The 24944-nt window shown below is 62.1% G+C and carries 26 protein-coding genes; 8 read left to right on the top strand and 18 right to left on the bottom strand.

What is annotated here, in order from left to right:
- The first annotated feature begins 29 nt into the window (after positions 1-29).
- The gene (locus AC1UK9_RS03565) at positions 30-1700 is read left to right on the top strand and encodes a ShlB/FhaC/HecB family hemolysin secretion/activation protein (RefSeq protein WP_025111729.1); all 1671 of its coding nucleotides are present in this window, start codon (positions 30-32) and stop codon (positions 1698-1700) included.
- Between the two features lie 67 nt (positions 1701-1767).
- Here the strand turns inward: AC1UK9_RS03565 and AC1UK9_RS03560 are convergent, their stop codons facing one another.
- From AC1UK9_RS03560 to cpaB, 8 genes are read right to left on the bottom strand one after another with little or no spacing between them, the layout of a single operon-like run.
- Positions 1768-2040, bottom strand: a complete 273-nt coding sequence (locus AC1UK9_RS03560) for a DUF3613 domain-containing protein (protein WP_025111730.1) — start codon at positions 2038-2040, stop codon at positions 1768-1770.
- 17 nt (positions 2041-2057) lie between these two features.
- Positions 2058-2780, bottom strand: a complete 723-nt coding sequence (locus AC1UK9_RS03555) for a tetratricopeptide repeat protein (RefSeq protein WP_482579441.1) — start codon at positions 2778-2780, stop codon at positions 2058-2060.
- Positions 2781-2803: 23 nt separating this feature from the next.
- The gene (locus tag AC1UK9_RS03550) at positions 2804-3688 is read right to left on the bottom strand and encodes a type II secretion system F family protein (RefSeq protein ID WP_482579439.1); all 885 of its coding nucleotides are present in this window, start codon (positions 3686-3688) and stop codon (positions 2804-2806) included.
- Between the two features lies 1 nt (position 3689).
- On the bottom strand, positions 3690-4574 hold the full coding sequence (locus tag AC1UK9_RS03545; RefSeq protein WP_482579437.1) for a type II secretion system F family protein: 885 nt from the start codon (positions 4572-4574) through the stop codon (positions 3690-3692).
- Between the two features lie 18 nt (positions 4575-4592).
- Complete coding sequence (locus AC1UK9_RS03540) at positions 4593-5861, bottom strand: TadA family conjugal transfer-associated ATPase (protein WP_025111734.1); 1269 nt, start codon at positions 5859-5861, stop codon at positions 4593-4595.
- Entirely contained in the window at positions 5858-7051 is a 1194-nt protein-coding gene (locus tag AC1UK9_RS03535; RefSeq protein WP_025111735.1) for a CpaE/TadZ family protein, read from the bottom strand. The genes AC1UK9_RS03540 and AC1UK9_RS03535 overlap by 4 nt, the downstream gene beginning before the upstream one ends.
- The gene (locus AC1UK9_RS03530; RefSeq protein WP_025111736.1) at positions 7048-8271 is read right to left on the bottom strand and encodes a type II and III secretion system protein family protein; all 1224 of its coding nucleotides are present in this window, start codon (positions 8269-8271) and stop codon (positions 7048-7050) included. Before AC1UK9_RS03530 ends, AC1UK9_RS03535 begins: the two co-directional genes overlap by 4 nt.
- A 20-nt stretch (positions 8272-8291) precedes the next feature.
- On the bottom strand, positions 8292-9224 hold the full coding sequence (cpaB, locus tag AC1UK9_RS03525; protein ID WP_482579433.1) for a Flp pilus assembly protein CpaB: 933 nt from the start codon (positions 9222-9224) through the stop codon (positions 8292-8294).
- A 335-nt stretch (positions 9225-9559) separates the two neighbouring features.
- Here cpaB and AC1UK9_RS03520 point away from each other — a divergent pair, with 335 nt between their 5' ends.
- From AC1UK9_RS03520 to AC1UK9_RS03510, 3 genes are all read left to right on the top strand, one after another.
- Positions 9560-9766 (top strand): Flp family type IVb pilin, encoded by a 207-nt coding sequence (locus AC1UK9_RS03520; protein ID WP_025111738.1) that lies wholly within the window; start codon positions 9560-9562, stop codon positions 9764-9766.
- Positions 9767-9886: 120 nt separating this feature from the next.
- Positions 9887-10099 (top strand): Flp family type IVb pilin, encoded by a 213-nt coding sequence (locus AC1UK9_RS03515; RefSeq protein WP_025111739.1) that lies wholly within the window; start codon positions 9887-9889, stop codon positions 10097-10099.
- 66 nt (positions 10100-10165) lie between these two features.
- Complete coding sequence (locus tag AC1UK9_RS03510) at positions 10166-10573, top strand: response regulator (RefSeq protein WP_025111740.1); 408 nt, start codon at positions 10166-10168, stop codon at positions 10571-10573.
- Positions 10574-10633: 60 nt separating this feature from the next.
- Here the strand turns inward: AC1UK9_RS03510 and AC1UK9_RS03505 are convergent, their stop codons facing one another.
- Positions 10634-11419 carry a response regulator transcription factor gene (locus tag AC1UK9_RS03505; protein ID WP_025111741.1) on the bottom strand — a complete coding sequence of 262 codons (786 nt, stop codon included), beginning with the start codon at positions 11417-11419 and terminating at the stop codon, positions 10634-10636.
- A gap of 118 nt (positions 11420-11537) precedes the next feature.
- Positions 11538-12008, bottom strand: a complete 471-nt coding sequence (locus tag AC1UK9_RS03500) for an A24 family peptidase (protein WP_482579429.1) — start codon at positions 12006-12008, stop codon at positions 11538-11540.
- Positions 12009-12083: 75 nt separating this feature from the next.
- Between AC1UK9_RS03500 and AC1UK9_RS03495 the strand changes: the two genes are divergently transcribed.
- A complete protein-coding gene (locus AC1UK9_RS03495; RefSeq protein WP_025111743.1) occupies positions 12084-12527 on the top strand; it encodes a TadE/TadG family type IV pilus assembly protein in 444 nt (147 codons plus the stop codon).
- Entirely contained in the window at positions 12524-15271 is a 2748-nt protein-coding gene (locus AC1UK9_RS03490; protein WP_482579426.1) for a PAS domain-containing sensor histidine kinase, read from the top strand. Before AC1UK9_RS03495 ends, AC1UK9_RS03490 begins: the two co-directional genes overlap by 4 nt.
- Here AC1UK9_RS03490 and AC1UK9_RS03485 read toward each other — a convergent pair.
- The 5 genes from AC1UK9_RS03485 to AC1UK9_RS03465 form a co-directional block, all read right to left on the bottom strand.
- Positions 15268-17265, bottom strand: a complete 1998-nt coding sequence (locus AC1UK9_RS03485; protein ID WP_482579424.1) for a pilus assembly protein TadG-related protein — start codon at positions 17263-17265, stop codon at positions 15268-15270. The two genes, AC1UK9_RS03490 and AC1UK9_RS03485, sit on opposite strands and share 4 nt — an antisense overlap.
- Before the next feature lie 264 nt (positions 17266-17529).
- A complete protein-coding gene (locus AC1UK9_RS03480) occupies positions 17530-18087 on the bottom strand; it encodes a DUF4136 domain-containing protein (RefSeq protein ID WP_025111746.1) in 558 nt (185 codons plus the stop codon).
- 51 nt (positions 18088-18138) lie between these two features.
- The gene (locus AC1UK9_RS03475) at positions 18139-18747 is read right to left on the bottom strand and encodes a DUF4136 domain-containing protein (protein WP_473014378.1); all 609 of its coding nucleotides are present in this window, start codon (positions 18745-18747) and stop codon (positions 18139-18141) included.
- A gap of 12 nt (positions 18748-18759) precedes the next feature.
- A complete protein-coding gene (locus AC1UK9_RS03470) occupies positions 18760-19509 on the bottom strand; it encodes a methyltransferase (RefSeq protein ID WP_482579421.1) in 750 nt (249 codons plus the stop codon).
- Positions 19509-19811 carry a MazG-like family protein gene (locus AC1UK9_RS03465; protein WP_262159173.1) on the bottom strand — a complete coding sequence of 101 codons (303 nt, stop codon included), beginning with the start codon at positions 19809-19811 and terminating at the stop codon, positions 19509-19511. Before AC1UK9_RS03465 ends, AC1UK9_RS03470 begins: the two co-directional genes overlap by 1 nt.
- Positions 19812-20057: 246 nt before the next feature.
- On the opposite strand from AC1UK9_RS03465, the gene AC1UK9_RS03460 reads away from it, so the two are divergent.
- Positions 20058-20351, top strand: coding sequence for a hypothetical protein (locus tag AC1UK9_RS03460; RefSeq protein ID WP_007963021.1), 294 nt, complete (start codon positions 20058-20060; stop codon positions 20349-20351).
- 162 nt (positions 20352-20513) lie between these two features.
- Entirely contained in the window at positions 20514-21863 is a 1350-nt protein-coding gene (locus AC1UK9_RS03455; protein WP_473014376.1) for an MATE family efflux transporter, read from the top strand.
- On the opposite strand, the gene AC1UK9_RS03450 is transcribed toward AC1UK9_RS03455, so the two are convergent.
- Genes AC1UK9_RS03450 through AC1UK9_RS03440 form a run of 3 tightly spaced genes read right to left on the bottom strand, consistent with a single transcriptional unit; the run spans position 21857 to position 24876 of the window.
- Complete coding sequence (locus tag AC1UK9_RS03450) at positions 21857-22732, bottom strand: alpha/beta hydrolase (RefSeq protein WP_482579419.1); 876 nt, start codon at positions 22730-22732, stop codon at positions 21857-21859. The two genes, AC1UK9_RS03455 and AC1UK9_RS03450, sit on opposite strands and share 7 nt — an antisense overlap.
- 12 nt (positions 22733-22744) lie before the next feature.
- The gene (locus AC1UK9_RS03445; protein WP_473014374.1) at positions 22745-23539 is read right to left on the bottom strand and encodes a DUF4123 domain-containing protein; all 795 of its coding nucleotides are present in this window, start codon (positions 23537-23539) and stop codon (positions 22745-22747) included.
- On the bottom strand, positions 23536-24876 hold the full coding sequence (locus AC1UK9_RS03440) for a contractile injection system protein, VgrG/Pvc8 family (protein ID WP_482579417.1): 1341 nt from the start codon (positions 24874-24876) through the stop codon (positions 23536-23538). Before AC1UK9_RS03440 ends, AC1UK9_RS03445 begins: the two co-directional genes overlap by 4 nt.
- Positions 24877-24944 lie beyond the last annotated feature (68 nt).

Here is a 24944-nt window from a genome sequence, read left to right as displayed (position 1 = left end):
AGCGCTGTGATCTGACCATGGAGTGTCCTATGCGCGTAATGGCATCTTTGCTGTTCCTCAGTCTCAGTTCCGCCGCCCTCGCCGACACCCTGCCCAGTTTTCTCAACAGCAACGAAACCACCCGCAACCTGCCCGTGCCGAACCTGCCGGCCGATGCCTACCGCCCGGCCGCCGCGCCACTGCAAGTCCCCGAACCTGGCGCGGCCGCCGCGCAGCCGTTGTTGATGGAGACCAAAATCAATCTGAAGACCGTGCAGATCGAAGGCGGAACGATCTACCCGCTCAACGAACTGGCCGAAGTCTACAAACCGCTGATCGGCCATCAGACCAGCCTGGCCGCTCTGATCGAAGCCACCCGCGACATCACCCGGCGCTATCAGAAGGACGGTTATCTGCTGTCCTATGCCTTCCTGCCGCAACAGCGCTTCGACGATGGTGTGGCGCGGGTGGTACTGGTCGAAGGTTATGTGCGCGATGTCCAGGTGCAGGGCGATGTCGGCCGGGTCAAGGGCCTGCTCGACGAACTGGCGGCGAAAATCCAGGCCGAGCGGCCGCTGACCCGCAAGACGTTCGAACGCTACACCACTCTGATGACCCGCATCCCCGGCGTCACCATCCAGGCGCAAGTACCACCACCCGGCACCACCGACGGCGCGACAACGCTGGTTGCCCAGGCCAGTCGCAAACCGTTCACCAGCACCATGAGCACCACCGAAGACAACCGCAACGGCACCCAGGCACTGCTGGGGGTCAGCAGCAACTCGCAGACCGCCATGGGCGAGCAGTTAACCCTCAGCGGACTGTTTCCGCCGGGGGATGATCACGAACATTACTACCGCCTGGACTACAACCAGTTCCTCAACAGTGAAGGTACGCAACTGAGCCTGTTTGCGTCGCGCTACCGGGCCGACCCGGGCACCAACGTGCTCACCAGCGACGGTTTCGAACTCAAGCCGCACAAGGAAGACGACCGTTATTCCATCGGTGTCAGCCACCCGTTCATTGCGGCATCAAACGAGTTGCTCAACGCCGGTGCGCGGCTGTATGCGGTGGATGACAAAAACCGTTATGACGTGGTCGGCTACCCGATCAGCATCGAAGAGCGCACCAACGTGCGCGCCCTCGCGTTCGAGGGCGACTGGCGCAAGACCGATGCCCGGCAACTGCGGATTCTCAGCGGTGGTCTGTACCAAGGCCTCGACAGCATGGGTGCGCACTCTAACAACCCGGCGCTGGACCTGAACTTCCTGCGTCTGCGACTCTCCGGGGTGCAGAGCGACAAGTTCTTCGACAACTGGCAAGGCGTGCTTTCGGCGGCGCTGTACTGGAGTGACGACACCCTGCCCGACAGTGAACGCGCGGTGTTTGGCGGACAGAATTTCGGCCGTGGCTACCCGGATGACCAGGCCTCGGGCGACAAGGGCTGGGGCGCGGCTTACGAGGTCAACTACAGCTTCAATCGCGACGGTAACTGGGTACGCATTCTGCAACCGTACGTGGTGCTGGACCGTTCGAAAACCTGGTTCAACAAACTGCAGGTGCAGAGCAACGACCTGTCATCGGCAGCGGTGGGCCTGCGTTTTGGCGATGCCAAGTACTACAACATTGCGCTGGAGGCGGCCAAGCCAATGTCCGATGAGGCGCTGGATACGTTCAATCGTCGGGCGCGCTACAGCATCAGTTTCAGCTATCAGCTTTAGGCCATCAGCCAGACCGTCATCGCCGGCAAGCCGGCGATGACGGTCTGGCCCGGGTGTCGCAAGCAAGCTAGTTTTTAGTCTCGATCTTGCCGCCGGCATCCGGGTCATAGAAGTCCGGAATCTCGTACTTGTACTTCTTCAACCAGCGTTGCATCGCCAGTTCCCGTTCGGCTGCCGTGGCGGTTTGCGGTTTGGGCGAAGCGGCGTGATTGCGGCTTTGCAACACTAGCCAGCCTTCGGTTTCCTGTTGCTGCGCCGAAGCCGGTCCGGCGTCGATCGCCTGAGCCGCGAGCGGCAGGCCGAGCAGGGTCAGGCAGCACACACGGTGCAAGAGGTTCATGGCGTTCTCCCTGAAAGTCACTTGATCGTCGACGGTTGTGGGTCAGCCACCACCGCCACCTGATTGCCGGCCGCCGTCGGGGCCTTGGCCGGAACCTTGAGCTTTTCCGCACGGCTCTGGGCTTCGGAGAATTGCTCCGGCGTCAGGTGCGCACGGCTGACAATTTCAGCGGCTTGCTGCCAGTTGTTCTGGTACAGCAGCAAGGTCACCAGATTCAGTGGCGCCAGTTGATCGCTCTGCTTGAGTTCAATGGCGGTGAGGAACTCGAAGCGGGCGTCTTCAAGGCGCAGTTGATTGAGGTAGACCACGCCCAGGTCGTTGCGAATCTTGTCATTGGTCGGCGCCAGACGTACCGCGCGCTGCAAGTGCGCCTGCGCCTGGCCGTTGTCGCCACGGGCCGCATAGAGCTGGCCCAGGCCATGGTCGGCATCTGCCGTCAGGCAAGTACCGAGCAGGCCACGGTACAGCGGCTCGGCTTCGTTGCGCCCGAGCAACCGATAGACCCTGGCCTTGCGCAGGCGCACTTCAGCCAGGTTTTCGGGCAGGCTTTGCAGGTTGGCCAGGCTGGCGTGCAGCTTGCCGTCATTGGCCAGATCGTCCGCCAGGTTCAGGGCCAGTTCCTGCTCGGAATCGAGCTTGCTGCAACTGGTCGGCGCCAGCATTGCCGACCACGGCGCCTGGCCGTCGGTGGCACAGCCACCGAGCATCAACAGACTTGCCACGACAATCAGTGCTTTCATCAAACGCTCTCCATGAGCCAACGTCAGTTTGCAAACGCCCGGGTAATCGCGGTGAACCCCGGACCGGCCAATACGATCAGCAAGGCAGGAAACAGAAACAGCATCATCACCACCGACATCTTCGCCGACATCTTCGAGATGTATTCCTGCAGTCGTGTCAGGCGTCGATCATCGAGCAATTGCTTGAGCGCCAGCAGCGATTTCATCGCCCCGCCGCCCTGCTGAATCAGTTGCTGCAGGATCACGCAGGTGTCAGTGAATTCATCGACCGCGAGCATCACCGAGGCCTTGTTCAGTTCCTGTCCCAGCTCAAGCCCCGAGTCGACCCGCGCCAGAATCAGGCGCAGTTCGCGGGTCAGTTCCGGTAGCAGTTTTTGCCCTTCCAGGCTGAGCACGCGCAAGGCTTGTTCGACCGCCATGCCGGACTCGAACAGGATGCGCAACAGCGGAATGAACGTGGAAATCTCCACGGCGATGGTTTTCTGCCGACGCCCGGCGGCATACGCCAACAACCGCTTGGGTAACAGGTACCCGCCACCTGCGGCGAACATGGGCACCAGCCAGCCGTTGGCCGCGTGGGGGAAAAACACTTCCTGCAGAAAGATCGCCAGCCCCAGCGCCAGCAACGGCGTGCCGATCTGGCAGGCGGCGTACAGCGAGCGCTCACTGGCGCGGCGCCAGCCGAGGCGGCTGAGCAAGGTCTGGGTTTCGCTGTCGATGCTCACCGAACGCTGGCCGAACCGGCTGCTACCCAAGGCGCGCAGCCAATGGCCGAAACGGTTCTCACGCACCAGATGGCCCTGCAACCGCTGGTTGACCTGGCGTATCCGGCGCCGCTCCGTCAGCACGTGATTGACCACCAGCAACAGGGCACCGAGCAGCAGCATCAGGGCAGCGAGATAGACCATTTCAAACACTCCGCAACATGCGCCACAGCGCCAGGCAGCCGGTCACTTGCAACACCACGGCGATGATCAACATGGTCTGGCCACCGGAGTCATGCCACATACCCAACATGTAGCCGGGGTTGGTCAGCATGAAATAGCTCACCAGGATCACCGGCAGCGAACCCAGCACCCACGCCGTCATGCGCGTCTCGCCAGTGAGCGCGCGCAATTGCCGGGCGCCCTGATCTCGCTCGCGGATCAGCTTGATCAGGTTCTCCAGCAACTCGCTGGCGTTGCCGCCGTAGCGATGGTTGACCTTCAGCCCGAGAGCGAACATGCGCAGTTCGTCCTGCTCATAAAGCTCGGCAAAGTCACTGACCGCATCCGGTAGATTGACGCCCAGTTGCACGTTGCGCTGCACCCGACCCATGGCTTTTTTCAGCGGATCGTCACTCGCCTCGATGCTGCCCATGACCGCATCACTCAAGGTGCGTCCGGACTTGAGGCTGCGCACGGTGTGGTCGAGCAACTGCGGCAACTGCTCGATCATGCGCCTGATCCGCCGGTGGTACAGCCAGGAAATGTACAGACGCAAGACCAGTGGCGGCGCCAGCAGCATCGTCAGCAAACCGATCCAGCTCGCCAGCAGATAACCGAGAGCCATCGCCACGCCCCACAAGGTCAGCCACAGGCCGAAGCGTTCGGTTGGACGGCCCAGCCCGGCACGCAGAAACATCCGTTCAAGCCCGACCCAGGTCGGCTTTGGCGCGACCAGTTGTGGCTGTCCTGCCGCGAGGCGGTTGAGCACACGCTCGTTGCTGGTCTTTTGCACACCGTGCAGGAACAGCCAGATCGACAGCCCGAGCAGGATCAGGCAAAGCAGGATGAGAATGGCCGGTCCGATCATGATGTGCGTCCCATGCTGTCAGCCCAGGTTCGTCTCGTGCCGCAACTTGTCGCCAGCCGGGTTGACCGCTTCGCGCAGGAAGCCGAAACCGGTACGCCGATCCAGACGAAACAGGGTGTTGGTGACGTAGACGTCTTCACGAATGCCGACCACTTCCACCACCTCGCTGACGCAGCGCCGGCCGTCAGGCATGCGGGTCAGCTGGATGATCACGTCGAGGGCGGCGCAGATCATCTGGCGCAAGGTGCGCTCGGCGATGGAACGGCCGGTCAGGCCCACCAATGTCTCAAGACGCAACAACGCATCCTGCGCATTGTTGGCGTGCACGGTGCTCATCGAACCGTCGTGGCCGGTGTTCATCGCTGTCAGCACATCGACCACTTCGACACCGCGAATCTCGCCGAGGATGATCCGGTCGGGACGCATCCGCAGGGCGTTACGAATCAGGTCGCTGGCCTTGACCTCCCCGTGGCCCTCGGCATTCGGCGGACGGGTTTCCAGGCGTACCACGTGCGGGTGGCCGAGTTGCAGTTCGGCGACGTCTTCGATGGTCACCAGCCGTTCGTGCGGGTTGATCAACTGGCTGAGAATGTTCAGCAGCGTGGTCTTGCCGGTGCCGGTGCCGCCGCTGATGAGCACGTTGCAGCGCTTGCCCACCGCCTCTTGAAGGAATTCGAAAATCGCCAGATCGATGGTCTGCATCGCCATCAGGTCACTGCTCTTGAGCATGTCCTTGCGAAATTTGCGGATCGACAGGCACGGGCCGTCGAGGGCAATCGGCGGAATGATCGCGTTGACCCGACTGCCATCCGGCAGACGCGCATCGACCATCGGCGAGGACTCGTCGAGGCGGCGCCCGAGTGGCGCAAGAATTCGTTGCATGACCCGCTCGACGTGATGCGCATCGATAAAACGCAGGTCACTTTGGTGCAGCACGCCGTCGCGCTCGATGAATACCCGGTGCGGGCCGTTGACCAGAATCTCGGTCACCGACTGATCGCGCAGCAACACTTCCAGTGGACCGAAGCCGGTGAGTTCGTCGACGATCTCTTCGGCCAGCCGCTCCATCTCGTAACGGGAAATCGCCAGGTGCAGACGGGCGATGTATTCGGCAACCTTGTCGGTGACAAACTGCGCCAGCAACTGACGCGAACCTTCCAGCAGGTTTTTCCCCGACTCCTCGATGGCATCGATGATGTAGCGGTGCAGGACCAGCTTCAGGCCTTCGTGATCGGAGTTGCCGGCCGGGCCATGTTGCACCGCGCCGAACAGTTTTTCCGCGCTCATGAGGTGCCTCGCAAGCGATCGAACCAGGTGACGGCCTTGGGTTTGCTCAGTCCTTCGGAGCGTTTGGCCAGGCGCTCGCCGAGGGTGCGCAGGCTTTGCGTGAGTTTTTCCCGCGGGGCCAGTTCGAACAGGCTGACGCCCTGGTTCTTGGCGTTCAGGCGTACTTCAGCGTTGGCCGCCAGCACCGCGATCACTTCCAGGTTGAAGGTTTTGCCGAGGGTCTCGGCATCCGGTGCAACGCTGCCCAGATAGCCGTCCACCAGCAAACGCGCGTGGTCGAGTTTCATGCCTTTCTCGCGCCACAGATTGAGCACAGCGAGGTTGCGGCGGCAGTTGATCACGTTCTGATCGGTGTACCACAGCAGCTTGTCGCAATGGCTGACAAACGTGCGCAAGGCTTCGCTGTCGGACTGTCCGGTGAGGTTCACGACGATGTGCTGGAAGTGCTGACGCAAGGCGCTGAGCAGCATGTACAGCTCGGCGGCGCTGGTGCTTTCCAGCGGCTCGTCGTTGCTGGCATACGCCAGTATTCGCAGGCCCCCGTCCGTGCTGGTGAAGGCGCTGTCGATCAGGGTGGTGTCGAGCCTGCGCAAATGACGCAAGGCATCGCCGAAGTGAAACGAACTCTCGAGCCCGAGCAGCGCCAGGCTGTCGCCACGGGGCAGGCCCAGATCCAGCAGCAGGGTTTGCTGGCCGCTTTTCTGTACCACCTGCGCCATGTGGTTGCTCAGCAGTGCGCCGTCAGAATTGCTCTGTGTGCCGTACAACACAGTGAGGCCACCGAGCTGGGTGTTGGTGGCCACCGGTGGCAGGCGTTTGTTCAAGCGGCGCACCAGCCCGGCGACTTCACTGGCCCGCGAACCGTATGCCACGAAATCCCGGGCACCGGCGCGCATGGCATTGAGCACCAATTGATTGTCCATGCCATCGCCAAGCGCAACGATGGCGAGCATCGGCTTGGCTTCCAGTGCACCCTCGATCAATGCACTCTGCGCCACCACATGGTCACGATCCAGGCCCACGAACACCAGGCTGGCGAAGGTGACATCCACCAGCGCCAGCAACTCATCCAGGCTTCCGGCCCCGGCACTCACTACTTGCCCCAGCGGTGCGAGAGCGCCTTGCAGCCACTCCAGATCAGTGCTGTTGCGGGTGATCGCAAGAAAGGTCTGGCTCAGGTTCTGGTTCATTGGGACAACCCACTGCGCTTGTCGAAGTTACCGTTTTCAAGGAAGAACATGCGGTAGAAATTCGGGTCGTAGTTGCGCAGTTTCTCGCCCGGCAGCGACGGCAGTTGCGCATCCGCCGCGAGTGGCTGCACCAGGTGCGGGGTGACGATCATCAACAGTTCGCGCTCTTCGCGCTTGATCTGCGAGTCACGGAAAAACGCGCCAATCACCGGGATGTCGCCCAACCCCGGAAACTTGTTCACCTGCGAGGTGTTGGAGGTGCTGATCAAGCCACTGATGACAAAACTTTCGCCGTCGGCCAGCGACACGCTGGTATCGGTACGCCGTACGGTCAGGGCCGGCACCGGGGTGCCGGCGATGGTGATCGCATTGGCGTAATCCAGTTCGCTGACTTCCGGGGCGACCTTCAGCGTCACGCGGTTGCGGTCGATCACGGTCGGGGTCAGGGTCAGGCGGATACCAAACTCCTTGTACTCGATGGTCACCGTGTCGCTGCCGGAGCTGGGCACCGGAATCGGGATTTCACCACCGGCAAGGAAACTTGCGCTCTGCCCGCTCAGCGCCACCAGGCTCGGCCGCGCCAGGGTGTAGGCGAAGCCACTGCCTTCCAGCGCATTGATGATCGCCATGGTCTTGCCGCCGATCCACGAGAAGTTGAACTGACCGTTGTCCACCGGCAACTTCGGCGTCGGTACGCCGCCGACGTTCGGCAGCGTGTTCGGTGAGCCAAACAGGAAGTTGCCGCGGACACCGATCAGCGAGGCCGTGGCTTCCTTGAGTTTGGTGCGGCTGACTTCGACGAAACGAATGTCGGTCTGCACTTGCGAGGGCAACGTCGGATCATCCGAAGGCATTCTGCTGGCGCTGGTCAATGCCGCGGTGGCGCTGCCTTTAACGAACACCATGCTCTGACGCGGCTCACTGGAGCACGAGGTCCAGACCATCAGACTGGTGGCGCCGGGAGCCACACCGGTCAGCAAAAACGAAGCGCTGCCAGTGTCATGCACATCGGCGATTTTCGGGTCGCCGATGGCCACGCGGGTGATTGCCACCGGCGACTGGATGTCCTGCTGGAACCCTTCGCCGATCTCGATCACCGCCGGCATACGGCCCAGCGCCGAGCAATTGCCCGTGGCCGCGATGGCCGCGTTCATCGACAGTCCCATCAGTATCAAGGCCCGGACTACAGGTTTTACTATCGGCCTGAATCGACTCTGCATGCACGTGGATCCTTGCTCAGTCATGGGGCTTGTTGGGAAACCTGATTGCCGCGGATCACTTCCATCGGCGTGCGCGCATGGCCGCCAGTGGACGGCGCTTTCGGCGCGGCGCCCAGGGCCAGTTGCGTGAACTGAAAGAGTTGGCTGTTGGCGTTGTCCAGATGAGCCGGCGCCTGCTTTTCTCCGGCCCAGTATTTGGCCAGGCGCTGCTCCTCGCTGCTGCGCACGGCCAGGCGCAATGTGCCGACCTGGGTGGCGAGCATCATCCGGCTCAGCAATTGTTCTGGTACCGCCAGCACCACGGTGCGCGCGGCGATCCGGCGTTGATCCTGTTTGAGTTTGTCGTCTGCACTCAGGGCCGGACTGGCAGGCTGGCCGTCGTTGGTCAGCCCGTATTGTTCACCGACGCCGAGCACGCGCATGGCCGGCACGACGATCTGCGCCGATTGCTGCAGGTTGCTCGCGTCCTGGCGCAGATAGAGCAGGACGTCGACGTAGTCACCGGGAATCAGTTGCCCGGCAGCGCCGATCACCTCATCCACCGCCACGGTCAGAGCGCGCTCGTCGCTGTGGATCATCCGCGCCAGCGATCCACCGGCCTCGAAGCTTTCATCGTTGAGCCAAGTGCCGGCGCTCAGGTGCCGCCAAGGGGTACGGCCCACTGCTTGATCGACGCTGGACAGGCTGCCGGCCGGGGCACTGCGCAGCTTTTCCAGCGCCACATCGGCAGCCGTCAACGGGGTAAAAGGCGGGACATCGTGCAACAGCACGACCACCGGCTGGCGGGTCTGGTCTTCGGCGGCGGCGACGGTTTTTTCCACGACGACTGCCGGAGCGGCAGGCGTCTGGGCAACGGGCGCCGGCTGCCGACTGAGGACCAGGCCCCAGTAACCGACGATGATTGCTCCCAGCAGCAGCACTGCTGCAAGGGCCATGGTGACGCGACTGTTCATGACGGATCTCCCTTTCCTGCTGCACCGACAGCCTGTACTTCCTGATGAGAGAATTTTTCGCGATCAGGCAGCTATGAACATGCAACTATTTCGCTATTTCCAAGCTAGCTGATCCGAGCCAAAACGCCATTACTGACAGGAAAATAACTCACTAAAGTATGAGTCTTGGCCAATTAACTGTAGGGACAGGGTCGACTAACGATCCGGTTAATCCTTTGTGATTAATTCGTTCTTACAGTTGTTGACCGGGGGTTTGTTGACAATGCTCTGATAGCACGGTGAAAACATGCCGCTGTAGCGTAGGATCGGCGCCAGAGGCGCAAAGGAGTGGACGTATGATTCTCGAATATCTGTTGGCCAGAGCCCGCGTATTTCTCAAAAGCGAGGAAGGGGCATCGGCAATCGAGTACGCAATCGTGGTGGCAATGGTAGCCGTGGTCGTCGTGGTGTTTGTGACACCTGTCGGCAATAAGGTACTGGCGATTTTCAACGCAGTCCTGACCAGTCTCGGCGGCACGGCACAGGTCCGGCCTACGCCTTGATCGCTCCCCCTCCCTTCCCTTTCAGTGCCTGTGCGCGAATGAGTAATAGCGCGCCCGGGCATTGACGAGGTCCCTGAATTTCCAGCGCTCGGTCACAGGCCGGGGCAAAGGAGAATGTTCATGGCTCTTGAATATCTGCTGATGCGTGCCCGGGCGTTCCTGGCGAGTACTGAAGCGGCCTCGGCCATCGAGTATGCGATTGTGGTGGCCATGGTAGCGGTGGTGGTCGTGGTGTTCGTGACACCGGTGGGGGCCAAGGTGCTGGCGATTTTCAACAGCGTACTGGTGTCCCTCGGCGGTACTGCGCAGACAGCTCCGGTGCAGACGCCCTGATGTGAGTCGCGTCCGGCGAATGTCGCGCTACACTCGATTGCACTTTCAGCTTCTCAGGGATTGCCCATGACTGCTTCCTCATTACCCCGCCAACAGTTGCTTCTGGTTGACGATGAAGAGGACGCGTTGCTTGAGCTGGCCGAGTTACTGGAGGGCGAAGGCTTTGTCTGCCACACCGCGACATCGGTGAAACTCGCCCTGCATCACCTCACCCGGCATCCGGATATCGCCCTGGTGATCACCGATCTGCGCATGCCGGAGGAGTCTGGCATGTCGCTGATCAAACGCCTGCGCGAACACACTTCGCGCCAGCATCTGCCGGTCATCGTCACGTCCGGGCACGCCGACATGGAGGACGTCAGCGACATGCTGCGCCTGCAGGTGCTGGACCTGTTTCGCAAGCCGATCTACCACGTGCGCCTGCTGGAAACCCTGGACAATCTGTTCCCCAAACCGAAGACGCAGGCCGGGTAATTCAGGCGAAGTGTTTTTGGAAGAATTGACTGCCTACCCGCGATGGACAGGCAATCGGGATCAGTGTGCGGTTACACGCTGACGAGCCGCCGAAGCGCTGGGGGAAAGCGCCAATGCCAACTGCGTGCGGTTGTGCATGTGGGTCAGGCGCAACACCTGCGAGACATACAGCTTCACGGTGTTTTCAGTGATGCCCAACTCACAGGCGATCTGATAGTTGGTCTGCCCTTTGCCCACCAGACGCGCCACATCCAGTTGCCGTGGCGACAACTGATTGAAGATCGCCGGGATCTCCTGTTCCGCCTCGTGAGCATCGCCGCCGAGCATATCGCTGACCACCGCCGCCGGACTGCGTCGAACCTTGTCCAGGTCCTGGTAGAGATCGTCGATGGACTCGGAAAGAAATTGCAGCTTCTGGTTCAGGTGGCCCAACTGCACATTCTTGTGCCGCTCCTGCAGGGCCGCTTCCTGACGCTTCACGCCTTCGAGCAGTTCATCCAGATCGATCGGCTTCTGGTAGTAATCGGCGATGCCTGCGCGCAGGGCCTTGATCACATCCTGTTTATCGGCGCGACCGGTGAGCATGATTGCTTCGAACACCCGATGTTTGCCGCTGATACGTTGCAGCGCCTGCACCAACTGGATGCCGTCCATGTCCGGCATATGCAGATCGCTCAGCACCAGGCCGATTTCGGCGTCTTCGCTGAAACGCTCGATCGCCTGCTGGCTGGATTCACACGGCACACAGCGGTAGCCGCTGCTTTCGAGAAACTCGCACAGCTCTTCGACGATCAGCGGTTGATCATCGACCACGAGCACCTTTACCGCAGACGTAAGCTTGTTCACGAACTACTCCATTGCTCGGGCCAAAGCTGACTTTTTCTACACTTTGGCGGTGTAACGACTTCATTTGAAAGTAGACGCACTTTCCGACTATGTACATAGGACTAGTGGCAACTGGCGACTAATGGATCCAATGGATCGAGACCAGTACACCCATCAGCACGAACGGTGCAAATGGCAGCTTTTTTGACGCTCCAGGCTCTAAATATCGAAGATGTTGCCTAAGTCCTTGACTCATATGAAGCCAGACTCTTGGCGCAACGAGCAGCCACAAGAGACTGGCGACGCCAGCGCCGATAAACGCACAAAGAATGAACAAACCGTTCGTCGCAAGACCCATGGCTGTCATTAATTTCACATCCCCGGCGCCCATTCGCCCCATCAAATAGCCCGGTACGGTCAGCAGCAGGGCGATCACGCCAGCCCAGAGTCCCGCCCGCACATCGGCCCCGAGCCAGGTCGTGCCGGTCACCCACAGGTAAATCAGCGCCAGCGCTCCCGCACCTAATGTCAGCACATTGGAGATACGCCGTTGACGGGCATCCTGGGTTGCGCACAGCGCTAGCCAGATCAGGAGAACTAAACTCTGCATCCGGTTAAATCCGTCCGATTTTGCTGAATGATTCTATGCTGATACTACGCAGTGCACGTCAGGGTAGACGCAGTCATGAAAACCGGCTTCGCAAAATCACAGGCAGGCGCAGTGGCGATCGAGTTCGCCCTGGTATTCGTGATTTTTTTCGCAGTGTTCTACGCGCTGGTCAGCTACAGCCTGCCGTTTCTATTGATGCAGAGCTTCAATGAGGCGACGTCCGAAGCGGTGCGCCGCAGCGTCGCGGTCGACCCCAATACTCCCGGCTATGCCTCCGTGGTGGTGAGCACCGCCAACGCCGCGTTGACCCAGCAATTGCAATGGACATCAACGCTGAACCTGGTAGTGGGCGTCGATACCTCAGCGGTGTATGACGCCACTCAGGGCACACTGACGGTCAGCGTCAACTACCCCACCAGCAAGCTCAATCAGATCATCCCGTTTCTGGTGTTGCCGGGCGTGGGCGCCGTACCCAGCCTGCCCGCCAACCTCACCGCCACGTCGAGCCTGAAATTTTGACCTCCGGCGATAATCTGTTCGGGCGCCTGCTCAAACGCGCGCCAGCACCTGCCGATGAACTGCCCGACCACCTCGGCTCTGCGCCGCTGGGTTTGCACCTGCATCTGGATAACGACGGCGGCGTATTGCAGATGGCCGGACCGTTGCGCCACCAGTTGGCGCAACAGCCGCCCCACGAATCACCGTTGCCGCTATCGGCTTATTTACTGGCGCACAGCACGTTGGCAATTGAAGGCCGCCCTCGGGACTGGCAGGGGCAAATGCTTGATCTGGACTTCCCCGGCCTCAGCGATCAGACCTTGCACCTGCGCGGCTGGGTGCAGCCTTTGGCCGAGGGCTGGGTATTGCAACTGCTGGACATCGCCGACCTGCTGCAGGAACGTCAGCAATCGCGTCACCGCGAATCCTGTCAGGCCCTCGCCGGGCAGATCAGCGAACACCTGCGCGCCTGCAGCCTGATGCGTCTGCCGGTGGTAGTCAGCGAGCAATTGCAGGCCATCGCCCAGCGCTGGCACATCCCGTGTCTGGCCATCGCCCTGCTCGACGAACAGGAACAGGGCTGGCGGATCTTCGAGCAATATCGCGCCCACGATGCGCCGCTGCTGTGGCAGGACGGCCAGCGCCTGGGCACGCCGCTCGACAGCCTCAACGGCAGTGCGCCGCAGCGTCTCGGTGCGCATCATGGTCTGTACGAGCACGCGCGGGTGGAAGCCACGTTCGGCAACGCCGATGGTTTCGCCGTGCCTTACAGCGATGATCGCGGGGTGATGGCGTGGCTGCTCTGCGGCTTCTACACCGTGGACACCGCCGCGCCGTACCTGAGCGACCGCGACTGGATGGCACTGACCAGCGCCCTCGCCGGCCCGTTGCTCAGCCGCCTGCGTGACCAGCAACATCATCAATACACCGAGCGCCTCGAATCGCTGCAAACTTTGCTCGACACTGGTTGGTGGGAAATGCTCGGCGACGACGTGCTGCTGGCACCGTCGCTGCTTGATGTGTTGCCTGCCGAGCGTGCCCGAATCTCGCAGCAGGAGTGGCTGGCGCTGATTCATCCGGCCGACCGCGAAGAACTGCGCAGCCGCCTGCACGCCCTGCAACTGCACGGCGAGGCCCTGACCCTGAACGTTCGTTTGCACCGTCCCGGCCCCGGACAGACATCGCTGTGGTATCGCGTACAGGGACAGGTCGCCGGCACCGGTGAACAGCGCCGGTTGGTCGGGTTCATGCTCGATATCAGCGACATCCAGAATCAGCAACAACGCGCCGAAGCCGCCCATGCGCGACTGGACAACCTGATCGCCAGCTCGCCAGCGGTGATCTATGTCCAGCGCTACGTCGAAGGCGCGCTGATCCCGACTTTTTTCAGCGCCAGCCTGGAACCCCTGCTGGGCTGGACGCTGGACGATTGCAACACCACCGACTGGGCGCAACGCATTCATCCCGAAGACCGCGAGCTGTATTTCGCCCGCACCCGACAGCTGTTGCGCGAAGGTTCGGTGCGCGCGCGTTATCGCTTGCGCGACGCGCGCGGCGATTACCACTGGCTGCTCGACGAAGCCAAGCTGCTGCGCAATGACCTTGGCCTGCCGGTCGAAGCCGTCGGCCTGTGGCTGGACGTCACCGAAGCGACCCTCGCAGCCGAACAGGTCAAACACAGCGAAGAGCGCTATCGGATTCTGGTGGAAGACTCGCCGGCGATGATCTGCCGCTATCGCCCGGACCTGACGCTGACCTTCGGCAACCGGCCGCTGGCGACCTATCTGGAATGCACGCCGGAGCAATTGCCGGGCGTCGATCTGGGCAGCTGGATGTCCGACGAACAACGCGCAGCGTTCGTGCAACGCCTGGCGCTGCTGACCCCGGAGCAGCCAGTGAGCACCGCCGAAATCAGCCTGCAACTGCCCGGGCGCGAACATGCGTGGTGGGTGTGGTCTGATCGCGGGGTGTTCGATGAACGCGGGCACCTGCTCGAAGTGCAGGCCGTGGGACGCGATAACACCGAGGTGCGGCGCTCGCAGCAGCAGCTCACGCAAAGCGCAAAAATGGCCACCCTCGGCGAAATGGCCACCGGCCTCGCTCACGAAATCAACCAGCCGCTGAACGTGATGCGCATGGCCATCGTCAACGTGCTCAAGCGCTTGGGCAACGGCGATGTGCAGATCGACTACCTCACCGACAAACTCAACCGCATCGACGCCCAGGTGCAGCGCGCGGCAAAAGTGGTCGATCACATGCGCGTGTTCGGTCGTCGCTCGGAGGTCGAGCAGCAACTGTTCAACCCGGCCTCGGCCATCGAGGGCACGCTGTCGTTGCTGGCCGAGGGCATGCGCGGCAAGGGCGTGGACCTGCGCATCAGCGAAACCGGTTTTAGCGTGCAGGTACGCGGTTATGTCGATCAGCTGGAACAGGTGCTGATCAACCTGATGGTCAACGCCCGCGATGCCTTGCTCAGCAAACGCGAGAAGGATTCAACGTTCAAGCCATGGATCTCGATCTATGCCGAGCGTGATGAGCACAAGGTGCGGCTGTGGGTCGAGGATAACGGCGGCGGCATCGACCCGCGCTTGCTGGAGCGGATTTTCGAACCGTTCTTCACCACCAAACCGGTGGGCGTCGGCACCGGGCTGGGCCTGTCGGTAAGTTACGGCATCATCGAAAACATGGGCGGCCATCTGAGCGTGCGCAACTCGGTGGAAGGCGCACGCTTCTGCATTGAGCTGCCAGTGGCACCGGAGGTCTAGATCACCAGATAGGCCTTGCCGGTCTGGCCGCAGGTCATGTTGGCGCCGACATCGACGTCCATCAGGTTGATGCCCAGGGCTTTGAGCAAGTTGTTCAGCAGCGGATCGAGCAACGGACTGAGCAGGTTGGTAATCAGCGGTTGCAGGATGGTCGTGACATCGCTGATCAGGCTGGCCACGCCAGTCACGATGGCCCCCAGCGGGTTGCTGCCCTGCGGCTTGTAAACGATCAGATTGATCCCCGCCAGAGTGTTCGCAAGGCTATTGACGATGTTGCTCGACGGCGCTGCGGAAATCACGCTCGGCGCCAGTTTGAGGTTGGCCGGAGTGGCGAACGGCGTGCCGCTGGAATACACCAGGTCCTGAGTATTTTGCGCGACGCTGGTGTTGACCATGATCGCGATGCCGCCCGCCCCGTACTGGACGTGGGTGCTCTCGTCGCAACTGCCAATGCCGAGAATCTTGTGACAGGTGACGGTGCCGAGATCGACCAGTGGCAACGGTGTGACCGTCGGTTCGGCAAGCGAGGAAAAGGCGTTGGTCGGGTCGATCTTGCCGACCTTGAGGTCCGCGATCGAGGTGATGGTGTGAGCGGTCAGGCTTTTGGTGCCCGTGGTGCCGACCGGGCAGCTGTAGTCGGTGACGTAGCTGATCGCGCCGCCGGCATCCAGGGCAATGTCGATTTCCGGCGACGGCAACAGCTGCGGATCCAGCTGTTGGCAACCGGCGCCGAGCAGACACCCGACCGAATTGAGCGTCGCCACCAGATTCAGGCTCAACAGGGCATTGAGGGTCGGGGTCAACGTTCCCACCAGCCCCAATACCGCATTGAGCAGCCCGGTCACCCCGGACAGCACCGGCAGATTCACCGAGAGCAGCGTGCGGATCTGCGCCGTGCGCACATAAATCCGGTCCGCCCCCAACGAGTTGGCCTTGGCACGCGCCGGGTCGCCAATCGCCGAAAACTGCGGCGGCTCGATCACCTTGACCCGTACCGTGACGTTCGCCAGCCCCAGCACGCTGATCGGCAAGGTCGCGGCCACCGCGCTTTTGCTGTTGGCCAGTTGCACCACGCCCTGAATCAATTGCAGCAGTTGCAGGTTGGCGTCCAGCCCGGCCGCCGTGGTGCCGGTCTGCAACTGCAGGATGTCGCCGAGTTTGACCGGTGCGGCGTTGATCGCCGCAACCTGCAATTGCCCTAGCGCGGTGATCACCGTGGCGGTCGCGCCGTTGAGCTGTACCACCGTCGCCGCCGCCTGAATCAGCTGGGTGACCGTGGCCTGGGTATTGAGCAGTTGCGTGTAGTTGCCGGCGGCCACGTTGAGGTTGATCGCCAGTTGATTGAGGTAGCTGAGCAGGTTGATGTCGGTATTGAGCAGCCCGTCCCAACCCAGTGCGGTAAGGTTGACGTTGCCGCCGAGCAGCCCGGAAAACAATGGATTGAGAATGCTCGACTGGGCGGTGTTGATGCTCGCCAGCGTGCTGCGAATGTTCAGTTGTGCCACCGTCGGGATCGGCAAGGCGGCAACGGCCGAGGCATTGAGCGTGGTGTTCAGGCTGACGGGGGAGCCTGTGAACAACGCTTGTACGCCACCGGCAAAACTGGTGGTCACCGTGCGGCTGGCGGCGACCTTGATCGCGCTCGACTGAGTCGCATCGACAGTGAATGCGCGCAGTCCGCTGGCCGCCGTCTGCACGCTGCCGCAAGTGGTCGCCAGGGTGTTGTTGGCATCGACGGTGTAGCCATTGCGCACGGCGCTTTGCCCGGCGTAAGCCGCTGCGGTCAGGCCTGACTGACAATTGCCGCCACGACTGACGGCTTCCAGCGCGGCGCTGTCGACCACCCGCTGCAACTTGCGTTGCTCCATGTACAGCCGCCCCGTATCGACCACCAATAGCATCAATACCAATGCCAGGCTGAGGGTAGCAGCCGCCATCAACCCGATCGCCCCGTGTTGCCGGGCCGGGCCGTTGAACTGCGAACGAGGCGACATGGCGCACTCCTTTGCCGGCGCATTGCCGAGCGCTACCTCCGATGGTGGGTTTGAGTGTAGACGGCGCTGAGCGAGACTGCTGGCAACGCGCCACTTCGCAATGATGAAGATCCGCTGTGGGAGCGGGCTTGCTCGCGAAGACGTCGTGTCATTCACATTGGAGGTGACTGACACGACGCCTTCGCGAGCAAGCCCGCTCCCACAGGGGATTTGTGGTGGGCAAAAAAAACGGGAGCCGCTGGGGCTCCCGTTTTGTACACCGGCTTAGCGCGGTGGGTAGTTGGCCAGAATCCGGCCCACCGTTTCGCGAATCGCATTGCTGCGATCCTGCGGATTGGGCGTGCTGCTGAGCATTTGCTCATCGCTGCCGCGCCACACCAGTTTGCCGTCCTTGCCGTCGAGGAGGTCGATCTGGATCGTCGCTACCTTGTAGGTGATGTTGCGGGTTTCGTTGTACATCGGCGCCCCCCAGTAACCGTTCCACGGGCCGCCCCAACCACCGCCGTAGTTGGTGGTCACTTGCTGCTGGCGATCCTCGACGATCAGATAGGTCTGCACGCTCAGGTCGCCCTTGGCCCCCGCTGCGGCGGGACGCAAACCGCGCTGATCAAGTTGATCGCTGACGGCCTGGCGGATCCGTTGCTCGGTCAGGTCGCTTTTGATCCGGGGATCATCCGGGCGATATTGCAGCGCGGGTTCTTTCCAGCTCCAGCTGCGATACGCAGCAAAGTCGCGGCTGGCGTCGAAGTCATGGTTGACCTGGTTGGCGGCGCAGGCGCTGAGCAGCGCGGCCATGGCCAGTAAAGCGAGACGGCGGAACATGGTTTTTCTCCGGTTGAAGGCATGAACCTGCGAAGCGTTCTCACCTGGAGTTTAGCTGGGCGGATAAGCCGACATGGCTTTTTCCAAAGCCTCGCGAATAGCGTCGGTGCGCACGAGTTGGCTGCCCTGGTTGGCCGTTTCGGCGCTGGCGCTCCACACCGGTTGACCGGTGCCGGCGTCGAACAGATTGACCTGCACCACGACAACCTGCTCCTGATAAGTGCGAACGATCGGCACGCTGTTGTACATGCCGTAACCACGCCCGTATCGATCATAGCCACTGTATCCGCCGTAACCATAATCGTCCTGCACCTGACGCAGGCGGGTTTCCAGACGCAGATTGGCACTGACCAACAGGTCGGCCGGACGATTGTCGTGCAACGGGCGCAAGCCACGCTGGTCGAGGGCGTTGCTGACGGCCTCGGCCACTTGCGCCGAATCGGCCCACGCCGTGCCCGGCGGCAACTGGCCGTTGAGCCAGGCCCAACTGCGGTAGCGCCCGTAATCGCGCGGCGGTGCCGGATACGCACTGCGGTCGAACGTGGTGGCGGCTTGCGGCGGCGCCGGCGGCAAAGGCCGCGACTGCGCCACGTAGGGGTTGCTGCCCTGGCAGGCGGCCAACCCCAGACAGATCAGCAATAACCCCGATTGTGCTTTCATGTAGTGCTCCGATCAGATCGGCCGGCAGATCCAGTGCAAGTAACGCCCAAGCCCGGCGAAGCTTGGGTGACGACGGTGCGCCAGTTCCATTTCCAGCAAGTCCGCCAGTTCGACGCGGGCCTGGAATTCCACCGGCATATAGTCGTGGAAAACCCGCACCCCGCTCTGGGTTTCGACCTGCCACAAGCCTTCGAGTTGCGTCGCCAATTCCCGTGGATCAAGCGGCTGCTGCGGGGTCAGGCTCTGCTTTTCGCCGGCCATGACGTTCTTGCGCATTTTCTTGAAATGGCCCTTGAGCAGGTTGCGATAAATCAGCGCATCACGGTTGTAGAACGCCAGCGACAGCCAGCCCCCGGGCGTGGTCAATTGATGCAGCACCGGCAGGATCGCGTGGGGTTCGGCCAGCCATTCGAGCACCGCGTGGCAGATCACCAGATCGTACGGCTCGGTGAGCTGACCGAGCAGTTCCTGCCACGGCGCCTGAATGAATGTCGCGGTTTGCCCGGCCTCGGCGAAGCGCTGACGAGCGCCTTCGAGCATCGGCTCGGCCGGTTCGGTGAAGGTCACCTCATGGCCACGCTTGGCCAGCCACAACGACATGTGGCCCAGGCCGCCACCGATGTCCAGCACCCGCAACGGCCGGTCCGGCAACGCTTCGGCGAGGTCGGCCTGCAGCACCGCGAGGCGAATCGCACCTTTGGCACCGCCGTAGATTTTTTCGGCGAAGCGGGTCGCCAACTGATCGAAATGCCGGTCGCTCATCAGCTGAACCGCCGTTCGCTGTCGGCGAGCTTGCTGCGCACCACTTCATTCATGTCCAGCCCCAACTCGCTGCACAGCAGCAACAGATACAGCACGATGTCGCCGACTTCCTGCCCGGCATGTGCCAGTTTGTCCGCCGGCAACTGGCGCGACTGGTCTTCGGTCAGCCACTGGAAAATCTCCACCAGTTCAGACATCTCGACGCTGGCGGCCATGGCCAGGTTTTTCGGGCTGTGAAATTGCCGCCAGTCATTGCGATCGCGAATGGTGTGCAGGCGTTCGGTCAGTTCAACAAGGTTCATCGGGCTCTCCTGAAGGCGTATAGCTTCGGGGGGATGCCAAGCGAAGGCAAGGGGCACGCTGTGCTTTTGGTGGGAACGGGCTTGCTCGCGAATGCGGTGGGTCAAATGACTGATGAGTTGAATGACACACCGTCTTCGCGAGCCAGCCCGCTCCCACACAAGCTCGGTGCAAACCCTCTATAGTTGCAGGGAACTCGGCCACCTGCGTTGTGGCCCAAGGCTCAGCTCTTTCATCAGGATGCACACATGCAGGTAGAAAGCTTTTTCGAATGGCTCGGCCAGGCACTCGGCTCGATCATCCGCTTCATCGTCGATGGGCTCAGCGGCCTGTTCAACATTCTGAGCAACGCCGGTGGCAACTTTGTCGACGGTCTGGCCAAGACGCTGGGCATGGACACCTCGATCATCAGCATCCTCGCGCTGATCGTCGGTTTGATGCTGTTGTGGTCGGCGATCCGCGCGTTCATGAATGCGTCGATCATTGCCGGGATCATCTGGTTGCTGCTGGGGTTGTGGCTGCTGAGCTGGATCATCCACTGACACCGGTGCCTCCCGATGGGAGCGAGCCTGCTCGCGAAGGCGATGTGTCATTCAGCACTGCTTTGACAGACCTGACGCTTTGGCGAGCAGGCTCGCTCCCACAATGGATCGCACTGCGAACCCGATGAATCGCTACAATCCCCGCTCCCCCAAGGAGCCCGCATGTCCAACCTGATTGCCGACTGGCGCGACCGCCCGACTCACCGCAAGGTCTGGGCGCTTGCCGCGCCGATGATTCTTTCGAATATTTCCGTGCCGCTGGTGGCGCTGGTCGACAGCACCGTCATCGGCCACCTGCCCCACGCCCATCAGTTGGGCGCCGTGGCGGTCGGCGCCAGTCTCTACACCTTTCTCGCCTGGGCCATGGGCTTTCTGCGCATGGGCACCACCGGGTTTGCCGCGCAGGCCGCCGGGCGCAGCGACGGCGCGGCGTTGCGGCAGATTCTGTTGCAAGGCTTGCTGCTGGCTCTGGGGCTGGCGATCGTGCTCGGCACATTGGGCGTGCCGTTGAGCGGCGTGGCCCTGCATTTCATGCAGCCTTCGGCGGAACTCGACCAACTGACCCGCGAGTTCTTCCACACCCGGTTGTTCGGGCTGCCGGCAGCGCTGGCCAGTTACGCACTGGTCGGCTGGTTCCTCGGTACCCAGAACGCCCGGGCGCCGCTGGCGATTCTGCTGAGCACCAACCTGATCAACATTGCCCTCAACCTGTGGTTCGTCATTGGCCTGGAGTGGGGCGTGGTCGGTTCGGCCCGGGCCTCGGTCATCGCCGAGTGGAGCGGCGCCCTGCTCGGCCTGTGGTTGACCCGCGGCGCATTGCGCGCCTATCCCGGGCACATCGCCTGGGCGGCGTTGAAGGTGTGGCAGAGCTGGCGCCCGCTGCTGGCGGTCAATCGCGACATTTTCATTCGCAGCCTGGCGCTGCAATCGGTGTTTTTCCTGATCACCGTGCAAGGCGCGCGACTCGGCGATGCCACCGTGGCAGCCAATGCCCTGCTGCTCAACGGCCTGCTGTTGACCGCCCACGCACTGGACGGCCTGGCGCATGCGGTCGAAGCCTTGTGCGGACACGCCATCGGCGCCCGCGATCGCCTCGCCCTGCGCCGCTCATTGGTGGTGGCCGGGGGGTGGTCGCTGTTGGCCAGCCTCGGTTTCGCCGCGCTGTTTCTGTTCGCCGGGCATCTGTTCATCGAAATGCAGACCGATATCCAGAGCGTGCGCGACACCGCGTTCATCTATCTGCCCTATCTGGCCGTGCTGCCGTTGATTGCAGTCTGGAGCTATTTGCTCGACGGCCTGTTCATCGGCGCCACCCGCGCCCGGGAAATGCGCAACGGCATGCTGCTGACCGTCGCGCTGCTGTTGCCGTTTGCCTGGGCGCTGCAGGGGTTGGGCAATCACGGGTTGTGGATAACTTTTCTGTTGTTCATGGTATTGCGCAGCCTGACCCTCGGCGCACTGGCCCTGTGGCTGCGCCGCAATGATGGCTGGTTCAGCGGCACGGCTCACTGAGCCGGCGTGTGTCTGACGAACGCAACCACCTGATCCAGCACCGGCGCCAGGCGTCGAAGCGGCCGCGACAGGGTCGCCACCAGCGTCACATGACTGGGGCGCGCGTAGTACAAATCCTGCACCGGTACGCCCGCCTCGCGCAGTTTGCGCGCGAGGCCTGCGGTGTTGCGCGTCGGGTTGACCAGATTGTCCCTGGTCGCGGCGATCAGCAGCGCCGGGGGAGCGCCGCGACTGACGTGATTGATCGGCTGCGATTGCGGCGGTGAGTTCGGCCAGAAAAACACCGGGCGCACGTCGGCGTTCTTGATCGGCAGAAAATCATACGGCCCGGCCAGGCCGATCCAGCCGCTGAGGTCTTTTGACGACATGCCTACCGCGCCAAGCAGGTCAGGATCGAGCGCCAGCATCGCCGCGTTGTACGCGCCGGAACTGTGGCCCATCAGGTACAGGCGCTGCGGGTTGCCGGCGAACTCGCGGATATGGGCCCGGGTCCAGGCCACTGCCCGCGCCGAATCCTCAAGAAACAGTGGATAGCGCACTTGCGGGTACAGCCGATAATCCGCCAGCACCGCGACAATCCCGCGCGACGCCAGCGCCTCGCCGACAAAAGCGTAATCGCCGCGATCACCGCTGTTCCAGCTGCCACCGTAAAAAAACACTACCACCGGTGCATCTTCCAGCGGCTGCCGTGGCACATAGACGTCGAGTTTCTGTCGGGGATCATCGCCATAAGCAATGCCAGCGGTCCTCTGGAACGTGTCATCGGGTGTCAGCGCATTGAGCACCTTGACCGGAGAACACCCCGAAAGCACCAGCAGCAAGAACCCGCCGAGGATTGCGCCGAACCGTTGCCACAGAGTGTTTGCCATCGGTGCCGCACCTCAAAATTGATCTGTCTGCCAGCGTCGTCGCACATGGTTGAGCCGTTCCTGCTGGGTCAGCCCGTCCGGCACGCCAGGCAGTTCCGCCCGGGGATGCTGCAAGCGTAGCCACAACCAGCCATCCAGCACCGTCCGGTCTCTGAAACCCAGGGTCAACCCCTCCTGCACATGGGAGACCATCCGCGCGTAATCGGTTCCCAGGGATTGGCACCAGCGCCAGATGTGCTGCTCCAGCAGGCAGCTTTGCAAGCGCTCACGCTGGCGACGGGTGAGGCTTTCATCAATCCCCAGCGGTTCCACCGCCCACCGCGGATTACGCAGTTGCTGCCAGCCCTGACTGCCAATGGCAAAGTCGGCCCAGGTGCCACCGAACCAGCGCAACAGGTCGATCGGCCCAAGCCAGCGGCTCAAGTCACTGGCGTCACAGGCATCGAAGAAGTAACTGGCCGTGTGGCGGTTGTAGTACCCGAGCAAGGCACGGTGGCTGGGCCCGAAGGAAACCGTCAGCATCCGGCGCAGGTGGCTCAACAAGATCGGCTCAGAGGTCTCACTGGCCAGCAACAGACCACGCCAGGTTTGCGGGTCGCGGTGACACAGCGCGACCAATGCCGGGCAATCGTGCAAATTGACCAGCAGCGGCCCGTACTCGCTCACGGCGGCAAACTCGGTGGTATCGAACAACCGCGAGCAACGTACCCCGGCAAATCCCTGACGCAGTGTCGCCAGAGCCTGTTGCGCATCGGTGCCATCAAGCAACAGCCAATTCGCCTGCCGGGCAAACCCCGCGCCGCTCAAGTGGCATCGCCCTGATCCAGCGACGCGAGCAACCGGCAACTGCAGATTGACGCCGTGCAGTGGTTGTAACTGCCACCCCCGGGGATCAGACACAACAGCAGCATGGGTTCGCCGCCGGCGAGCCATTGTGTCAGGCCCGCGCTGGGCAACACGTCCGGCAGCACGGGAGGCAAAAGCTCATGGTCGTCTTCGAGCGCTGCCGATTTCTGCAGGAAACCACTGATTACCGGCTGATCCGGATCCCCCTCCAGAAAGCTCACCACCACTTCGACACCTTCGCGCAACGACGCCGGCGACGTATCGCTCAATGCCGGCGCCAGGGGCAGCCAACAGTGGCTGGCGGCAGCGCCCTCCCCCTGATAAAGCCAGTCAAACTGAACCGCCACCGACCGCAGTTGATCCGGTTGTGGCTCGTCGACCATCACCACCCAGGCCCGTTGCAGGCTGTGCATGCGCGGCCTCGCACAAATGCTCACGGGTGCAGGGAGTGGCGCCTCGGCTGCGGCGAACAGCCGATTGCTGTAAGACGGCTCGCAGGCAGGATCACCGCGATGCTCGATACGGCTCAGCAACCAGCGACGGTTGCACTCGGCCAACGGATGCCCGGCCAGCGCCAGCCAGTGGGCACTGCGCACGGTCGGCAGGTCGCTGCGGCCTTCGGCCCTGCGGGTTCCGGCAGCAGGCTCGTGCACACCCGGTGCCTGCACTTGCACCTGCCAGCGACGCACCGCCGGCTCGGCGCCATTGTCCACAGACGCCCCATCAGCCACGGGCAGATGCGCCGGATCATCGGCGAACACCAGACAATGTGCCTCAGGCCTGTGCTCGAAGTAGTAGTGGATCCGCGCCTGCGCACACAGGCGCTGCACAAATTGCAGGTCCGATTCGCGGTACTGGGTGCAAAAGGTCCGCACCGGGTATTCGCGGTGCAGATCAAAGCGTCGTTGCGTACCGACAATTCCATGTTCCTTGAGCACCTGCGCAAGGATCTGCGGCACGCTCTGGCTGCTGAAAATCCGCTGGCTGAAACGCAGTTCCAGACAACCGAGCTTCGGCGCCAGTTTCACCCGACACAACCGTGAACCTGCGCCATGCTCATGCTGGACGACACTCTGCAACTGGCCATTGAGGCCATTGTGCATGGGGCCGAACTGCAGAAACGCCGAACGAAAAAGCAGGCTGGCAAGGTCCAGTTGCGCGTCATCGATCAACAGATCGATGTCAAAGGCAAAGGGTTCGCTGATCCCCTCACTTCCGGTAAAGGCCAGCACCTCGAAGGGGTCGGAAAGCCCCGCAACATCGAGACGAAACGACGGCTCGTTGACTGAATCGAACATGGGCGGATCTCTACAGGAGGGACGGCCGGGGATTCTCGCCGAGAGCCATGGCCGAGTAGAGAGCTGAA

It is taken from the genome of Pseudomonas sp. AK-TSAG1-1 (assembly GCF_056821665.1).
The sequence above is the reverse complement of the archived record's forward strand: the minus strand, read 5'-3'. Positions and strand labels throughout refer to the sequence as shown.